The following is a 14,290-nucleotide window of genomic DNA, read 5'->3' as shown; positions in this document are numbered from 1 at the left end:
GCGTCATGCAGCGCGGCCGCGTCGAATAGATCGACGCGGCAGGCGCGGGACGGTCAATCGCCCTCAGAACCGGGCGACGTCGATGATCGCATCGGCGAATGCTTTGGGCGCCTCTTGCGGCAGGTTGTGCCCGATACCGCCGCCGATGTTCCGGTGCGCATACTTGCCGGTGAACTTCTTCGCGTACGCGGCCGGTTCGGGATGCGGCGCGCCGTTCGCGTCGCCCTCCATCGTGATGGTCGGCACGGTAATGACCGGTGCCTGGGCGAGGCGCTTCTCCAGCGCGTCGTATTGCGCTTCGCCCTTGACCAGCCCCAGACGCCAGCGATAGTTGTGGATCACCACCGCGACGTGGTCCGGATTATTGAACGATTCCGCCGAACGCTCGAAGGTTGCATCGTCGAAATCCCATTTCGGCGATGCCGTATGCCAGATCAGCTTGTTGAAGTCGTGGCGGTTCGCTTCGTAGCCCGCATAGCCGCGCTCCGTGGCGAAGTAGAACTGATACCACCATGCCAGTTCCGCCTTCGGCGGCAACGGCGTCCGGTTGGCTTCCTGACTGCCGATCAGATAGCCGCTCACCGACACCATCGCCTTGCATCGCTCCGGCCACAGCGCCGCGATGATGTTCACCGTGCGCGCGCCCCAGTCGAAGCCGCCGAGAATCGCCTTGTCGATCTTCAGCGCATCCATCAACGCGATGATGTCCACGGCGACGACCGCCTGCTGGCCATTGCGGGGTGTGTCAGCCGACAGGAACCGCGTCGAGCCGTAGCCGCGCAGATACGGCACGATGACCCGGTAGCCGGCGGCGGCGAGCAACGGTGCGACTTCGACGAAACTGTAGATGTCGTAGGGCCAACCGTGCAGCAGGATCACCACGGGTCCATTCTGCGGGCCCGCTTCCGCATATCCCATGCTGAGCGTCCCGGCGTTGATCTGCTTCAGGTTATCGAAGGACGTGACGCGCGATCCAGTCTTCGTGCCGCCGGACTGCGCGTGGGCGCGTCCGCTCAGCCCGAGTTCCATCAGGCTGAGGCCCGCAACGGCCGTCCCCAGCAAACGACGACGCCGATCATTGATCTGTTCAGACATGGCTATTCCCCTTATGTGCGAAAGCGTTGAGCCAGATGAACCGGCCTGGAAGCATTAGACCTTCCACACGTATCTGGCTTGTGTCGCCAATGTCCGCGAATGAAACGTCATGTATCGGGCCGCGGAGTGGATACATTGCGATACACAGAAAACGGGCCCGACCAGTCCGTAACGGGATGATCCAGATCAAGTTGTCCCATCGGTAGCGTCGGTTATAAGTATTTGCAGGATAAGCGCTTCAGGATCCGGTCGCGGGTCCGGTCTTGACGCATGCAACGCGTCGACTCGAACGTCATCGCTCGCCTGCCCGGCGAGCGCGATGCGCATTGCGTAGTCGGCGCCGGCACAGGCCGTTGCCTCGATCGAAGCATCCCACCGAACTCACCAGACTCACACGCTCTCATGTTCTCATCGTCGCACTCACGACCGCCGCCAGCAACACGCCGCTCGCCTCCCAGCGGCACAGGGTTCGCATCGGCGCTCGCACTGGCCGCGGCGCTCAACCTGGGCGGATGCATGTCGCTCGCGCCGTCCTATGTGCGTCCCGCGCTGCCGGTTCCGGATACGTGGGCCGCCGCTCCGTCCGCCGACGCTCCAGCACCCGCCGACGGCACATCGCCAACGGTTCAGATCGACTGGCGCAGCTACTTTCCCGACGCCCAACTGCAGGCCTTGATCGAGCAGGCGCTCAGTGGAAACCGCGATCTGCGCATTGCCGTGAGGCGTGTCGAAGAAGCGCGTGCAACCTACGGCATTCGCCGCGCCGATACTTTTCCGACGATCGCCGCCGGCGGCTCCTATGTCCGTTTCCGCGCGCCCGGCGTGTTGCTGCCAGGCGGAAGTATCGACGCCGAGGCGTATCAGGTCGGACTAACCGAAAGCAATTGGGAACTCGACTTCTGGGGCCGCGTACGCAGCCTGAAAGACGCGGCCCTCGAAGAATTTCTGGCGAGCGACGCCGCGCGCCGTGCGGCCACCCTCAGCGTGATCGCGAACGTCGCGGACAATTACCTGCTGCTGCGCGAACTCGATGAGCGCATTGCCGTGGCGAGGGAGACGATCGCGAGCCGTTCGGAATCGCTGCGCATCTTCCGCCGACGCTTCGAAGTCGGCGCGATCTCGAAGCTGGATCTCAGGCAGTCGGAAATTCTGTTGCAGCAGGCGCAGACGCTGGTTGCGCAGCTCGAACAGTCGCGCGCCACTCAGGCCCACGCGCTCGCCGTACTGGTCGGCGCACCCGCCCCGTTGCAGTCTGCCCCGCTGGACGACGCGAGCGTGTACGCGGACCTGCAGGCAGGACTGCCGTCATCGTTGCTGGAAAGGCGTCCGGACATCGTCGCGGCGGAACACCGGCTGCGCGCCGCCAATGCGAATATCGGCGCGGCGCGCGCGGCGTTCTTTCCACGCGTCACGCTCACTGGTGCGGTCGGCTCGACGAGCACCGATCTGCATAGCCTGTTCGCCTCGGGTAGCGGCGCGTGGATCTTCATGCCCAACATCTCGCTACCCATCTTCGACGCCGGGCGCAATCGCAACAACCTGGAACTTGCCAACGCCCGCGAAGGCGAAGCGGTGGCGCAATACGAAAAGACCATTCAAGAAGCCTTTCGCGACGTAGCCGACGCACTCTCGGCGCGAGAGTGGCTTGCCGCGCAGGTTCAGGCGGAAACCGACACGCTCGTCGCGCAGTCCGAGCGCGCGCGCCTTGCCAGGCTCCGGTACGACAACGGCGCGACGCCCTTTCTGGAAGTGCTCGACGCACAGCGCGACCTGCTCAACGCTCGACAGCAGCTGATCCAGACGCGCCGCGCCTTGCTCGCGAGCCGCGTCGCGCTGTATGCCGCGCTCGGTGGAGGCGTGCAGGACGCGGAACCGACGCCCTCGCCTTCAGCCGCTGACATCACACTCAATCAAGGCCCATTGCCATGAGCCCCAGCAGAAAGAAACAGATAGCTGCCGTTGCCTTACTGGCCGTGATCGTTGCGGCCTCCTACTACGCGTGGACGATGGTGCACGACTCGGGTCCCGCGGCAGGTTTCGTGAGCGGCAATGGCCGCATCGAGGCGACCGAAATCGACGTGGCGACCAAACTGCCTGGCCGTGTCGAAACCATTACCGTCGACGAAGGCGACTTCGTCAAGGCGGGGCAGCCGCTTGCGACGATGCAAGTGACCGTGCTCGACGCGCAACTCGCCGAAGCCCGCGCACAGCATCAGCAGGCGATCAACACCGCGCTCAGCATCGAAGCGCAGGTCGTGCAGCGGCAGAGCGACAAGGTGGCAGCCGAAGCCGTGGTCTCCCAGCGCGAAAGCGAACTCGACGCCGCGCGCCGCAAACTGGCGCGCTCGGAAACCCTGTCGCGCGACGGCGCGTCCTCCATGCAGGAACTCGACGACGATCGCGCCCGCGAGCGCGGCGCGCAAGCCACGGTGCGCGCCGCGAGCGCTCAGGTCACCGCAGCCCAGGCCGCCGTCGATGCAACGCGCGCGCAACTCGTCGCCGCGCATTCCGCGGAGCATGCCGCGCTCGCGACCGTGGCGCGTGTGGAAGCCGACATCAGCGACAGCCAGTTGACGGCGCCACGTGACGGCCGCGTGCAATATCGGATCGCCGAGGCCGGCGAAGTGCTCCCAGCAGGTGGCAAGGTCCTGAATATCGCCGATCTTTCCGATGTCTACATGACGTTCTTCCTGCCGGAGACGGTAGTCGGCAAGGTCGCACTCGGCGCCGAAGTGCGCGTGATACTCGATGCGGCGCCCAACTATGTGATTCCCGCGACCGTTTCGTTCGTGGCCAGCACCGCGCAGTTCACGCCGAAGACCGTGGAAACCACCAGTGAGCGCCAAAAACTGATGTTCCGCGTCAAGGCGAGGATCAACCGCGAACTGCTGCTCCAGCATCTGAAGCTCGTCAAGACAGGCCTGCCGGGTGTCGCCTGGATCAGGATCGATCAGCATGCCGCGTGGCCCGCTTCGCTCGCGATCAAGGTGCCGCAGTGAAAGGCGCAGTGAGTGGCGCGATGACGGCAGACGCCCCGCCGGTCGTCCGGCTGCGCGACGTCGCGCTGCGTTACGCGAAGACCGTTGCGCTCGACAACCTCACGCTGGATTTTCCGGCAGGCCGCATGACCGGGCTGATCGGCCCGGACGGCGTCGGCAAGTCCAGCCTGCTGGCGCTTGCCGCGGGCGCCCGCGCCATTCAGCAAGGCGCCGTCGAAGTGCTGGGCGGCGACATGCGCTCGCGCCGGCACCGCGCGCTCGTCTGCCCTCGTATCGCCTACATGCCGCAGGGTTTGGGCAAGAATCTGTACCCGACGCTGACGGTCGAGGAGAACCTGCAATTCTTCGCGCGGCTCTTCGGCCACGATGCCGCCGAGCGCCGCCAGCGCATCGACTCGCTGACTCGCAGCACCGGCCTTCAGGCGTTTCTCGCGCGGCCGGCGGGCAAACTGTCCGGCGGCATGAAACAGAAGCTGGCGCTCTGTTGCGCGCTGATCCACGACCCCGATCTGCTGATTCTCGATGAGCCGACCACCGGCGTCGATCCGCTCGCTCGCGCGCAATTCTGGAATCTGATCGCGCGTATTCGCGCGGGCCGCCCCGGCATGAGCGTGATCGTCGCGACGGCTTACATGGACGAAGCTCAACGCTTCGATACGCTCGTCGCGATGGACGCGGGCCGGATCCTCGCAACCGGCGAGCCGCGCGCCCTGCTCACGCGCACGAACAGCGACACGCTGGAAGCGGCGTTCATCGCGTTGTTGCCCGAGGAACGGCGCCGCGGTCACCAGCCGGTCGTCGTCGAACCACTGCCCGCCGATGCCGCGGGCGAGCTCGCCATCGAAGCCCGCGATCTGACCATGCGCTTCGGCGATTTCGTCGCGGTCGACCACGTCAGCTTTCGCATTCGCAGCGGCGAGATCTTCGGCTTTCTCGGCTCCAACGGTTGCGGCAAGTCGACCACGATGAAAATGCTAACCGGCCTGCTGCCCGCGAGCGAAGGCACGGCCAGGCTGTTCGGACGCGAAGTCGATCCCAACGACATCGACACGCGCGCCCGCGTCGGCTACATGTCGCAGGCATTCTCGCTGTATGGCGAACTGACGGTTCAGCAGAACCTGATATTGCATGCACAGCTCTTTCATGTGCCGCCAGAGGCGATCGCCGCCAGAGTCGACGAGATGGTGAGCCGCTTCGGCCTCGACGAAGTACGCGACGCGTTGCCCGACAGCCTGCCGCTCGGCATGCGGCAACGCCTCTCGCTGGCCGTCGCCATGGTGCACAAGCCCGAGCTGCTGATACTCGACGAACCGACTTCAGGCGTCGACCCTGTCGCTCGCGACAATTTCTGGCAGTTGATGATCCAGCTCGCCCGCCGCGACAAGGTCACGATCTTCATCTCGACGCATTTCATGAACGAAGCGGAGCGCTGCGACCGCATCTCGCTGATGCATGCCGGCCGCGTGCTCGCGACCGGGTCACCGGCCGAACTCGTACGCTTGCGCGGCGCGGCGACGCTCGAAGAGGCCTTCATCGGCTACCTGGTCGAAGCGGGTGCCGACAAGGCGGAAGAAGGCGGTAGCGTCGAAACCACGATCGAAGCGCCGGCAAGCGCGAGCGAATCCGGCACGGGCGCGCTGCCCGAGTCGCCGAACCGCTCACGCCCGAGCGCCTTCAGCCTCAGCCGCGCGTTCACCTATATGTGGCGAGAGGCGCTCGAACTGCGCCGCGACCCTGTGCGCGCCACGCTCGCCCTGCTCGGTTCGCTGGTGTTGATGCTCGTGATGGGCTATGGCGTGAGTCTCGATGTCGAAAGTCTCACCTACGCCGTCCTCGACCGCGACCAGACTGAACTGAGTCACGACTATGCGCTGAACATGTCGGGCTCGCGCTACTTCGTGGAACAGGCCCCGCTCAGCGACTACGACGAGTTGGACAAGCGCATGCGCGGCGGCAAGCTGTCGCTCGCGATCGAAATTCCGCCGCACTTCGCACGTGACCTGGAGCGCGGCACGCCCGTGCAACTCGGCGTGTGGATCGACGGCGCCATGCCGCAGCGCGCGGAAACCATCCGTGGCTATGTGCTCGGGCTCCATCAAGCCTGGCTGATGGAGCAGAGCATTCACCGGCTCGGCATGACGCCCGCGCCGCAGGTCAACATCGAGACGCGCTTTCGCTATAACCCCGACGTGAGGAGCGCGCCCGCGATGGTGCCCGCGATCATCCCGCTGCTGCTCCTCATGCTGCCGGCCATGCTGACCGCGCTGGCGGTCGTGCGGGAGCGTGAGCTCGGCTCGATCATCAATCTGTATGTCACACCGGTCACGCGCAGCGAGTTCCTGATGGGCAAGCAGGTGCCCTACGTGTTACTAGCCGTGCTCAATTTCCTGCTGATGACGCTGCTGGCGCGGATCGCTTTCGGCGTGCCGGTCAAAGGCAACTTCCTGACACTGCTTGCCGCCGTGCTGGTGTACAGCATCGTCGCGACCGGCATCGGCATGCTGGCATCCACGTTCACCCGCAGCCAGATCGCCGCCATCTTCCTGACGATGATCGGCACGCTCATTCCCGCGATCCAGTTCTCCGGCCTGATCAATCCGCTGTCGTCGATGGAAGGCAGCGGGCGGATTATCGGCTCCATCTATCCGGCGACCTACATGTTCACGATCAGCCGCGGTGTCATCAACAAGGCGCTGGGATTCGCCGATCTTCAGGCGCAATTCTGGCCGCTCCTTGCCGCCATACCGGTGGTTCTCGGCTTGACCACGGCGTTGCTCAAGAAGCAGGAGACCTGACTGTGCGCCGCCTCTCGAACATCTACCGCCTCGGCGTCAAGGAACTGTGGAGCCTGTGGCGCGACCCGACCATGCTCGTGCTGATCGCCTACACCTTCACGGTGGCGATCTATTCCGCCGCTACCGCACAACCCGACACGCTGCATATGGCGCCGATCGCGATCGTCGACGAAGACGCCTCGCCGTTGTCCGCCCGCATCGCCTCGGCGTTTTTCCCGCCGCAGTTCGGCATTGCGCGCCTGATCACCCCCGCGCAGGTCGACCGCGGGCTCGATACGGGCGAATACACGTTCGCGCTCGACATTCCGCCGAACTTCCAGCGCGACGTGCTGGCCGGAAGATCCGCATCGATCCAGTTGAATGTCGACGCGACCCGCATGAGTCAGGCGTTCACGGGCAGCAGCTACGTGCAGCAGATCGTGACCGACGAGATTGCCGGATTTGCGGCGCGCTACCGCGACACCGCCGCGCCGCCCGTCGATCTCGCCGTGCATATGCGCTTCAATCCGAACCTCGATCAGACCTGGTTCGGCGCGCTGATGGAAATCATCAACAATGTCACGATGCTGTCGATCATCCTCACCGGCGCCGCGCTGATCCGCGAGCGCGAACACGGCACGATCGAACATCTGCTCGTCATGCCGGTCACGCCGGCAGAGATCATGCTGGCGAAAATCTGGTCGATGGGGCTCGTGGTCATGGTGGTGGCCACGGCCTCGTTGACGTTCGTGGTGCGCGGCGCGCTGCATGTGCCGATTGAAGGCTCGGTGGCCCTGTTCATGGTCGGCACCGCGCTGCATCTGTTCGCCACGACCTCGATGGGCATTTACATGGCGACGCTCGCGCGCAGCATGCCGCAGTTCGGCATGCTGGTGGTCCTCGTGCTGCTGCCTTTGCAAATGCTGTCCGGAAGCATCACCCCGCGGGAAAGCATGCCGAAGATCGTGCAGGACGTTATGCTTTTCGCACCCACGACTCACTTCGTCGAGCTTGGGCAGGCCATCCTGTATCGCGGCGCCGGCCTCGATGTCGCGTGGCGGCCGTTCCTGATTCTGATCGCGATCGGGTCGGTTCTGTTTGCAATGGCATTGCAGCGTTTTCGCAGAACCATCGGTCAGATGGCCTGACTTGCATGCTTGGGCCGACGCACGCCAGACGACCCTCGTGCCCCGCACACATGCCTGATGCGGCAGAAAAGCTCAGGCGCGATTTTTCTCCTCGAAATGCGGCTGCCGCGCTGTCACAAGGGATAGTTCGGCGAGGAATGCGCATGCCGCGTCGAGGAGATCGTCGAACGAAAGCAGCCCGACCAGTTCACCCGACTCGCTGACCACCGGCATGCGCCGTATGGCATGCAATCGCATCCGCTTGACGAGTTGCCACACGTCTTCCCCCTCGTACGCGACGATGAGCGGCGAGGACATGACATCGCCGACGAAAAGCCCGAACGCATCGACTTCTCGTGCTACAACCGCCAGCACGATATCGCGGTCGGTCAGCACGCCACGGGCATGAAGCTTTCCATCCGCGCTGGTCTCCACGGCCACGACATCCCCAACGTGACGATCGCGCATGATCCGGCATGCTTCCAGCACGGTCGTGTTCAGTCCGCACGTCACAACGTCTCTTGTACAGATATCGCCCGCATTCATTTTCCGTATCCTCCCGAGAAGAGAGTCCATGACTCGCCGGGACTCAATCCAATTCAGATTATCCGGATGAACGAACCAACCATTGACTACAGTCAACTGAGAGAGTGTCCGAATGGCCGATACGCGAACGCACGCGCGATACCGCGTTGCACCACGCGGCACGCCGCTCGACAACTGCAACTTCGCATGGGTTGATTCGCATCAATCGCCCTTCGAACATGGCGCCTGAAATGGGTTCAACCGACGCAATACTGCGTCGCCCTCGAAGCGCCGTGTCGCGGCGATATCAGACAGGGGCTTGCGTGTCTAACGCTGAATGACGCGCAGGCTCGCCTAAGTCCCTCGAGCGCGTTTTACATGCGAGCGCAACAGGTCGATCTCGTCGAGCAGATCGAGCGCCAGTGCGACACCCGGAGGATTGATCTGGAAGTCGTGCGCCAGCCGCTGCGCAGTCTGCACGCGCCGCAGCGCGGCGCCGCTGAAGCGCCATTCCTGCGGCCGCTCGCCCGTGGGCTCGAACACGCCTTCAGCCACCCAGAGCGTCAACTCCTCCTCCGATGCCCCGCTCACCCGGCTCAATTCGACCAGCGTGAACTCCACGTTCTCATCGACAATCTGGCCTTGCAAATAGGTCGTCGTAGTCGTCTCTTTCACGATGATCACCGATAGAAGTGTGCGCGCGGATCGAAATTGAACGCCTGCCGCATCGCATCGTAAGCGGCCTTCGCTGCGTCGCTATCCGCCGGCGGCAGGACGATGTTCAGAATCACATACAGATCGCCAGGCGGGTTGGCCGGAATGCCCTTGCCTTTGAGCCGCAAGCGCCTGCCGCCGGCAGAACCCGCCGGCACCGTCATCTCGACGGAACCATCGGGCGTGGGCACGGTAACCTGCGCGCCGAGCGCGGCCTCCCACGGAGCCACCGGCAAGTCGAGCGAGACGTCGCGGCCGTCCACGTGAAAGCGCGGGTGTTCCCGAAAGGCGATTTCCAGGTAGAGGTCGCCGGCCGTTTCGGGCGTGGCGCCCGCGGCGCCCTGGCCGCTCAGCCGCAGATGCTGGCCCGCGCGAATCCCCTTCGGAATGGTGACATTGAGCGTTCGCGTTTCCAGCGAAACATGGCCTTGCGGATCGACTACCGGCATTTGCAAAGAAATCGCGCGCTGCGCGCCGCGATACGCGTCTTCGAGATCGATCAGCACCTTGGCGTGATGGTCTTCGCCGCGCGCGTCGAAAGGCCGCTGCCGAGGATGCGCGCCACGCGCACCGCGCGCGCCGCCGAACATCTTCTCGAAGATATCGTGGAAATCGGCCTGCTCGCCGGCCTCGTTGCCCGCGCCGCTGAATTCGAAACCCTCGTCCCAGTTCGGCGGCGGCTGGAATTCCTGGCCGTTGCGCCATTCGCTGCCCATGCGGTCATAGGCCGCGCGCTTCTCGGGGTCCTTGAGCACCTCGTAGGCTTCGCCCAGCTCCTTGAAACGGTCTTCGGCGTCGGCATGCTTGCTGACGTCCGGGTGATACTTGCGTGCGAGCTTCCGATACGAACGTTTAACGTCATCCTGAGACGCGCTTCGCTCGAGACCCAGGACTTCGTAATAGTCTTTGTATTTCATACTGGCGGCAGACCCATGAGGGATGGGAGCGGCAATGGGTATCCATCGCGTGACGATTACGGACTGACTTTATACCAATCCGGCCGGGCCAGCAAAATTGCGCGTTCGCTACACCGCTTCGGGTCAAAGCGGGAAAGGCGGTCTGCAAGAAGTCGTCGCCGCTATCCGCCGGGGAGCGCTTTAAAGGCGAAGAAAAACATCTGTTCGTGAACCGCCGTAGCGACGTTTCGCACACGCTCAAGCACGCGTCCGTGCATTCCGAGTTAGCGACGTATCAGCGATTCGGCCCGGATACGCAGCGGCCTGCGCACCCGAAGCGTACCCCCTACCCGTGCCGTTATCCGGCCTGCATCAGCTTTCTCGTTTCCGCGAGACTTTCGGTGCCCCGCTTCGTGATGATGGCCATTGCGTCCACCTGCGACTTGCGCGCCATCTCGGCAAGCTCCTTCATATCGGCAAGCGACTTCTGATAAGCGTCGTTCAACAATGCTGCCTGCCGGCCAGGATCCGACGCGTGAGCGCCGCCGGCCCCCAAGGCTTTGGCCGATTCCTGGATGCCCGCCATTGCCTCGGTCACGATCTCGGTCTGCCTGCGCACGAGCGCCTGCATCGCCAATTGCGCCGCTTCGCTCGCCTCGACGAGAGCCGCCATGTCCTTGCGCCGCGACTCGATGATCGGCGCCATATCGAACCCTGGGATCTTGAATTCCTGCATCATTCTCGTCATGTCGGCGATGGGGTTGGTTTCAGTTGCCATGCTTGTCTCCAGTGAAATGGGGGATCGACGCGTGAGCGTCGATCGTTATCCCGTGGGTCATGCTTCAGGCCGCGATCGCCGTCAGTTGGTCGACGGCCTCACGCTAGCCAATGGTGATTCGCTTAGAACAGGGACTCATCCAGCGCGAGTTTCGCGAGAGTGAAGATGACGGTGCACGCAATGGCGAGGAAAATCGGTACGGTGCCGTACCGGGACGTTGCCCGGGACGTGGTGTAGATCAACCTCCGAAGGTATCGAACGGCTCGATCCCGAGGCATCGCCTGTTATGCGGCCGGCACAATGTGCGTTTTGCGATTCACGAGCAGCGGCGCCGCGCGGCTCAGCATGAACATCTCACCACCGATTGCAAGCTTCATCGCTTCGCCCATTTCCAGCGTTACACGAATGCCGTCACTCGCCTCACCCATGCTGATCCGCAGATGACGACCCCGCCATTGCATCGCGAAGGCAACGTTCTTCCACGACGCGGGCAATGCCGGGGCCAGACATAGATGGTCATCGGCAAGCGACACGCCCGCAAAACCCAGTATCGCCATCATCCACATGCCACCGAGGCTGGCAATGTGCACGCCACCCTCCATGGCGGCATGCGTGTCGTCGAGATCGATGGCCGAGGTTCTGCGAAAACAGTCGAGCGCCGCTTCGCACTGACCCAGTCTCGCAGCGACTAAGCCATGCATGGCGCGACTCAACGAACTGCCGTGACCGCAGCGCGGTGCATAGTAGTTGAAGTTCGCCGCCGCGGCGTCGCCAGGAAACTCTTCAGGCAGCAGCGCCAGCAGGGCGACGACATCGGCCTGTTTGGCAAGCTGGGATCGCTGGATGCGCTCGCGGCCCAGCACGACGTCGATCGGCACTGAACGGGCCGCATAGGCGGCGATGTCGATGTCTTCGAGCGCGAAGAATCCCGCGAACTGCTCGAACAAACCGGTGTTCGAATCAAAGCCCGTGACTATCGCCTCGGCAACCGTGCTCCAACGCTGCAGTTCGGCTTCGTCGAGATTGAGTTGCCCCGAGAGACGTTGCCAACTCTCCGGCCAGCGCGCACGCAGTAATGCCGCAGTCTCGACGGCACGCCGGATATTCCAGCGCGCCATCACGTTCGTAAAGGCATTGTCGTCAATCGATTCGTGATATTCATCCGGACCGATCACGCCGCGAATATGACAATGGCCGTCCGCTTCCCTCTTCGCGCGGCTCGCCCAGAAGCGTGCCGTCTCCAGAACAATCTCGGCACCGGCCTCGCGGAGGAACGCGTCATCTCCGGTGGCCCGCCAATATTGCCAGACGGCGTACGCAACGTCCGCGCTGATGTGCTGTTCCTGCTTGCCGCATTTGACATCCACCAGCTTCCGATCAGGGCCGACAACTTGAGCAGGGCACGCCTCCGCGCCGGTATCAGCGGACTCCCACGCATACAACGCACCCTGCCAGCCCATTGCCGCGGCTTTCCCCCGCGCCCCGGCGAGTGTGTGAAAGCGATACATCAACAGCGCCCTTGCTGCCTCGGGCCACGTCAGCGTGTAAAACGGCAACAGATGGATTTCCGTGTCCCAGAAGACATGTCCGTGATAGTCGTCGCCCGTCAGCGCCCGCGCGGCGATCGAAACGTCGTCGTCGGCTGGATTGGCCGCGCCGTTCAGATGGTAGAGCGCGAATCTAAGAGCGCGTTGCGCGCGCGAATCGCCGTCGATCTCGACGTCGCTGCATGCCCAGCGCTCTTCCCAGGCCTTCTCGTGCGCCGCTATCACGGCCGGCCAGCCGAGGGTCTGCGCGGAGTTCAAAGCGGCCTGCGCGCCGCGAGCGGGATCGATAGCTTCTTTGCCTGCGCGTGCCATGGCGACCATCCGCGCGAGACAGACGACCTGCCCCGGGGTCGAGGTCCACTTCCACGACCATTGCGACGGGCCGCATACGGTAGGAGAAACGAGCTGGTGGTCGATCTGCAGCGATACCGCGGTGGCCATTGCGAGGCGTGTGCCGGAGGATGCCGCGCGCCACACGCTAAGGCCCTGCTCCGCGCGTTCGGACACGAGACCGATATCCACTGCATCGATCGACGCTTCCAGCGTCACCTCGATCCCGCCCTGCTCCATTTCCAGCAGGATGATCTGCATTCCAATCGCGCGCTGGCTGAGAGACGTCATATGGAAACTGCGCAACTTGACGCCAAAAGCAGACGCGTTCGACAGGCGCGCCTTGCTGATCAACGCACCGCGGCGCATGTCGAGAATCCTCTCCTGCCGCGCTTCGTCATGATCGTGATGAATCAGAGGCTGCCCTTGCAGCAGAAGCCGGACTTTCAGCCAATCGGGCGCGACGGCGAGCTTGGGAATGCCAGGTTCTTCACTGGCCGTATCGAAGAGTCCCGCGACGAGGGTCCGCGAGGTGGCCACCCAGCGGCCGCCACGGTGTATCGCGCGCGCGCCGCGCACACCGAAAAAGCCGTTACTGATCGCGAAGCGCGCGGCGCGGCTGCGCTCAAGCAACGAGTCGTAGCCACCTTCGGCCACGATCCAGCTCGAATCGGCGGTTGGGCGCATCACTTCATCCAACTGTTCAGGACTTTTCATGAATCCGCCGGCAAAGCCTTCCACGAGACAGTTGATCGAGATCAACTTCGTCCAGACTGGTCACGACGAGATCGGCGCCTGCCGCTTGCAGCGAGGTCGCGTCGTGCAGGCGCGCGACGCCAAGTGCCGCCATGCCAGCGGCGCGGGCGGCCTCGATACCAGCCGGCGCGTCTTCGACCACGAAGCAGTGCTCAGGCACGGCGGGCAGCTCCGCGGCAGCGAGCAGGAATATCGCCGGATCCGGCTTGCCGGCAGGCAAATCGCGGCCGCACACATTGGCGCCGAATACATCGAACAGGCTGTGGTGATCGTCGAGCGGGATGCGCCGTATCATGTCGTTCGCGTTTTTCGAGGACGACGCAACGGCAATCGGAAAACCCAGCGTCCTCACCGCATTGACGAAGCGAAGCGCGTCCGCGAAGGCGGACACGGCTCCTGCGCCGATCAGCGCCTCCAGCCGCCTCTGCTTGCTCTCTGCGTAGGCTTCGGCACGTTGTGCGGCATTCGGGACCCCCAGCGCTTGCAGCGCGGCAAGCGCGCCGCTGAACCGTGGCTTGCCGGCCACCTGGGATTGATAGATCGCCGTGGTGAAGCGTGCTGGGTCGGCGAAGCCTGTGAGCGCTTCGCGCCAGGCTCGTTCATGGGGCGACGCGAGCAGCACGCCGTCGACATCGAAAATGCCGGCGGACAGTATGCGATGGGGATCTGGCGGCGGGGCTCGGGATTGGCGGACTATCATGCGTGGCATTTGTCCAGAGTGATGGCGGGCGGTCGCAATCTGCCGCGCC

Annotated in this window: 11 protein-coding genes; 4 read left to right on the top strand and 7 right to left on the bottom strand. The window is 63.9% G+C overall.

The genetic code is table 11. From position 1 onward, the window contains the following. Window positions 1-63: 63 nt before the first annotated feature. Complete coding sequence (locus P0D71_RS26075; protein WP_408482790.1) at window positions 64-1,095, bottom strand: alpha/beta fold hydrolase; 1,032 nt, start codon at window positions 1,093-1,095, stop codon at window positions 64-66. A gap of 402 nt (window positions 1,096-1,497) precedes the next feature. Here P0D71_RS26075 and P0D71_RS26070 point away from each other — a divergent pair, with 402 nt between their 5' ends. From P0D71_RS26070 to P0D71_RS26055, 4 genes are read left to right on the top strand one after another with little or no spacing between them, the layout of a single operon-like run. After that, complete coding sequence (locus P0D71_RS26070; RefSeq protein WP_408482788.1) at window positions 1,498-3,024, top strand: efflux transporter outer membrane subunit; 1,527 nt, start codon at window positions 1,498-1,500, stop codon at window positions 3,022-3,024. Further along, a complete protein-coding gene (locus tag P0D71_RS26065) occupies window positions 3,021-4,094 on the top strand; it encodes an HlyD family secretion protein (RefSeq protein WP_091803266.1) in 1,074 nt (357 codons plus the stop codon). The genes P0D71_RS26070 and P0D71_RS26065 overlap by 4 nt, the downstream gene beginning before the upstream one ends. Before the next feature lie 20 nt (window positions 4,095-4,114). Beyond that, window positions 4,115-6,889 carry a ribosome-associated ATPase/putative transporter RbbA gene (gene rbbA, locus P0D71_RS26060; protein ID WP_408482786.1) on the top strand — a complete coding sequence of 925 codons (2,775 nt, stop codon included), beginning with the start codon at window positions 4,115-4,117 and terminating at the stop codon, window positions 6,887-6,889. Window positions 6,890-6,891: 2 nt separating this feature from the next. After that, window positions 6,892-8,016, top strand: a complete 1,125-nt coding sequence (locus P0D71_RS26055) for an ABC transporter permease (RefSeq protein ID WP_091803269.1) — start codon at window positions 6,892-6,894, stop codon at window positions 8,014-8,016. Window positions 8,017-8,088: 72 nt separating this feature from the next. Here P0D71_RS26055 and P0D71_RS26050 read toward each other — a convergent pair whose 3' ends face one another. The 6 genes from P0D71_RS26050 to P0D71_RS26025 form a co-directional block, all read right to left on the bottom strand. Beyond that, window positions 8,089-8,541, bottom strand: a complete 453-nt coding sequence (locus P0D71_RS26050; protein WP_408482784.1) for a CBS domain-containing protein — start codon at window positions 8,539-8,541, stop codon at window positions 8,089-8,091. 333 nt (window positions 8,542-8,874) lie between these two features. Then, a complete protein-coding gene (locus P0D71_RS26045) occupies window positions 8,875-9,204 on the bottom strand; it encodes a chaperone modulator CbpM (RefSeq protein ID WP_408482782.1) in 330 nt (109 codons plus the stop codon). Then, on the bottom strand, window positions 9,201-10,151 hold the full coding sequence (locus P0D71_RS26040) for a DnaJ C-terminal domain-containing protein (RefSeq protein ID WP_408184854.1): 951 nt from the start codon (window positions 10,149-10,151) through the stop codon (window positions 9,201-9,203). Before P0D71_RS26040 ends, P0D71_RS26045 begins: the two co-directional genes overlap by 4 nt. 337 nt (window positions 10,152-10,488) lie before the next feature. Beyond that, on the bottom strand, window positions 10,489-10,908 hold the full coding sequence (phaP, locus tag P0D71_RS26035) for a TIGR01841 family phasin (protein ID WP_091803283.1): 420 nt from the start codon (window positions 10,906-10,908) through the stop codon (window positions 10,489-10,491). Between the two features lie 284 nt (window positions 10,909-11,192). After that, window positions 11,193-13,502 carry a glycoside hydrolase family 65 protein gene (locus P0D71_RS26030; protein WP_408482780.1) on the bottom strand — a complete coding sequence of 770 codons (2,310 nt, stop codon included), beginning with the start codon at window positions 13,500-13,502 and terminating at the stop codon, window positions 11,193-11,195. Beyond that, window positions 13,489-14,241 carry an HAD family hydrolase gene (locus P0D71_RS26025; RefSeq protein WP_408482859.1) on the bottom strand — a complete coding sequence of 251 codons (753 nt, stop codon included), beginning with the start codon at window positions 14,239-14,241 and terminating at the stop codon, window positions 13,489-13,491. The genes P0D71_RS26030 and P0D71_RS26025 overlap by 14 nt, the downstream gene beginning before the upstream one ends. Between the last annotated feature and the right edge of the window lie 49 nt (window positions 14,242-14,290).

Origin of the sequence: Paraburkholderia sp. RL17-383-BIF-A (genome assembly GCF_046028015.1) — a bacterium.
GTDB lineage: Bacteria > Pseudomonadota > Gammaproteobacteria > Burkholderiales > Burkholderiaceae > Paraburkholderia.
The sequence above is the reverse complement of the archived record's forward strand: the minus strand, read 5'-3'. Positions and strand labels throughout refer to the sequence as shown.

Bases quoted from the DNA above. Each gene is read 5' to 3' on its own strand.
- P0D71_RS26075 (WP_408482790.1), bottom strand. From the start codon at position 1,095: ATGTCTGAACAGATCAATGATCGGCGTCGTCGTTTGCTGGGGACGGCC.
- P0D71_RS26070 (WP_408482788.1), top strand. From the start codon at position 1,498: ATGTTCTCATCGTCGCACTCACGACCGCCGCCAGCAACACGCCGCTCG.
- P0D71_RS26065 (WP_091803266.1), top strand. From the start codon at position 3,021: ATGAGCCCCAGCAGAAAGAAACAGATAGCTGCCGTTGCCTTACTGGCC.
- rbbA (WP_408482786.1), top strand. From the start codon at position 4,115: ATGACGGCAGACGCCCCGCCGGTCGTCCGGCTGCGCGACGTCGCGCTG.
- P0D71_RS26050 (WP_408482784.1), bottom strand. From the start codon at position 8,541: ATGAATGCGGGCGATATCTGTACAAGAGACGTTGTGACGTGCGGACTG.
- P0D71_RS26040 (WP_408184854.1), bottom strand. From the start codon at position 10,151: ATGAAATACAAAGACTATTACGAAGTCCTGGGTCTCGAGCGAAGCGCG.
- phaP (WP_091803283.1), bottom strand. From the start codon at position 10,908: ATGGCAACTGAAACCAACCCCATCGCCGACATGACGAGAATGATGCAG.
- P0D71_RS26030 (WP_408482780.1), bottom strand. From the start codon at position 13,502: ATGAAAAGTCCTGAACAGTTGGATGAAGTGATGCGCCCAACCGCCGAT.
- P0D71_RS26025 (WP_408482859.1), bottom strand. From the start codon at position 14,241: ATGATAGTCCGCCAATCCCGAGCCCCGCCGCCAGATCCCCATCGCATA.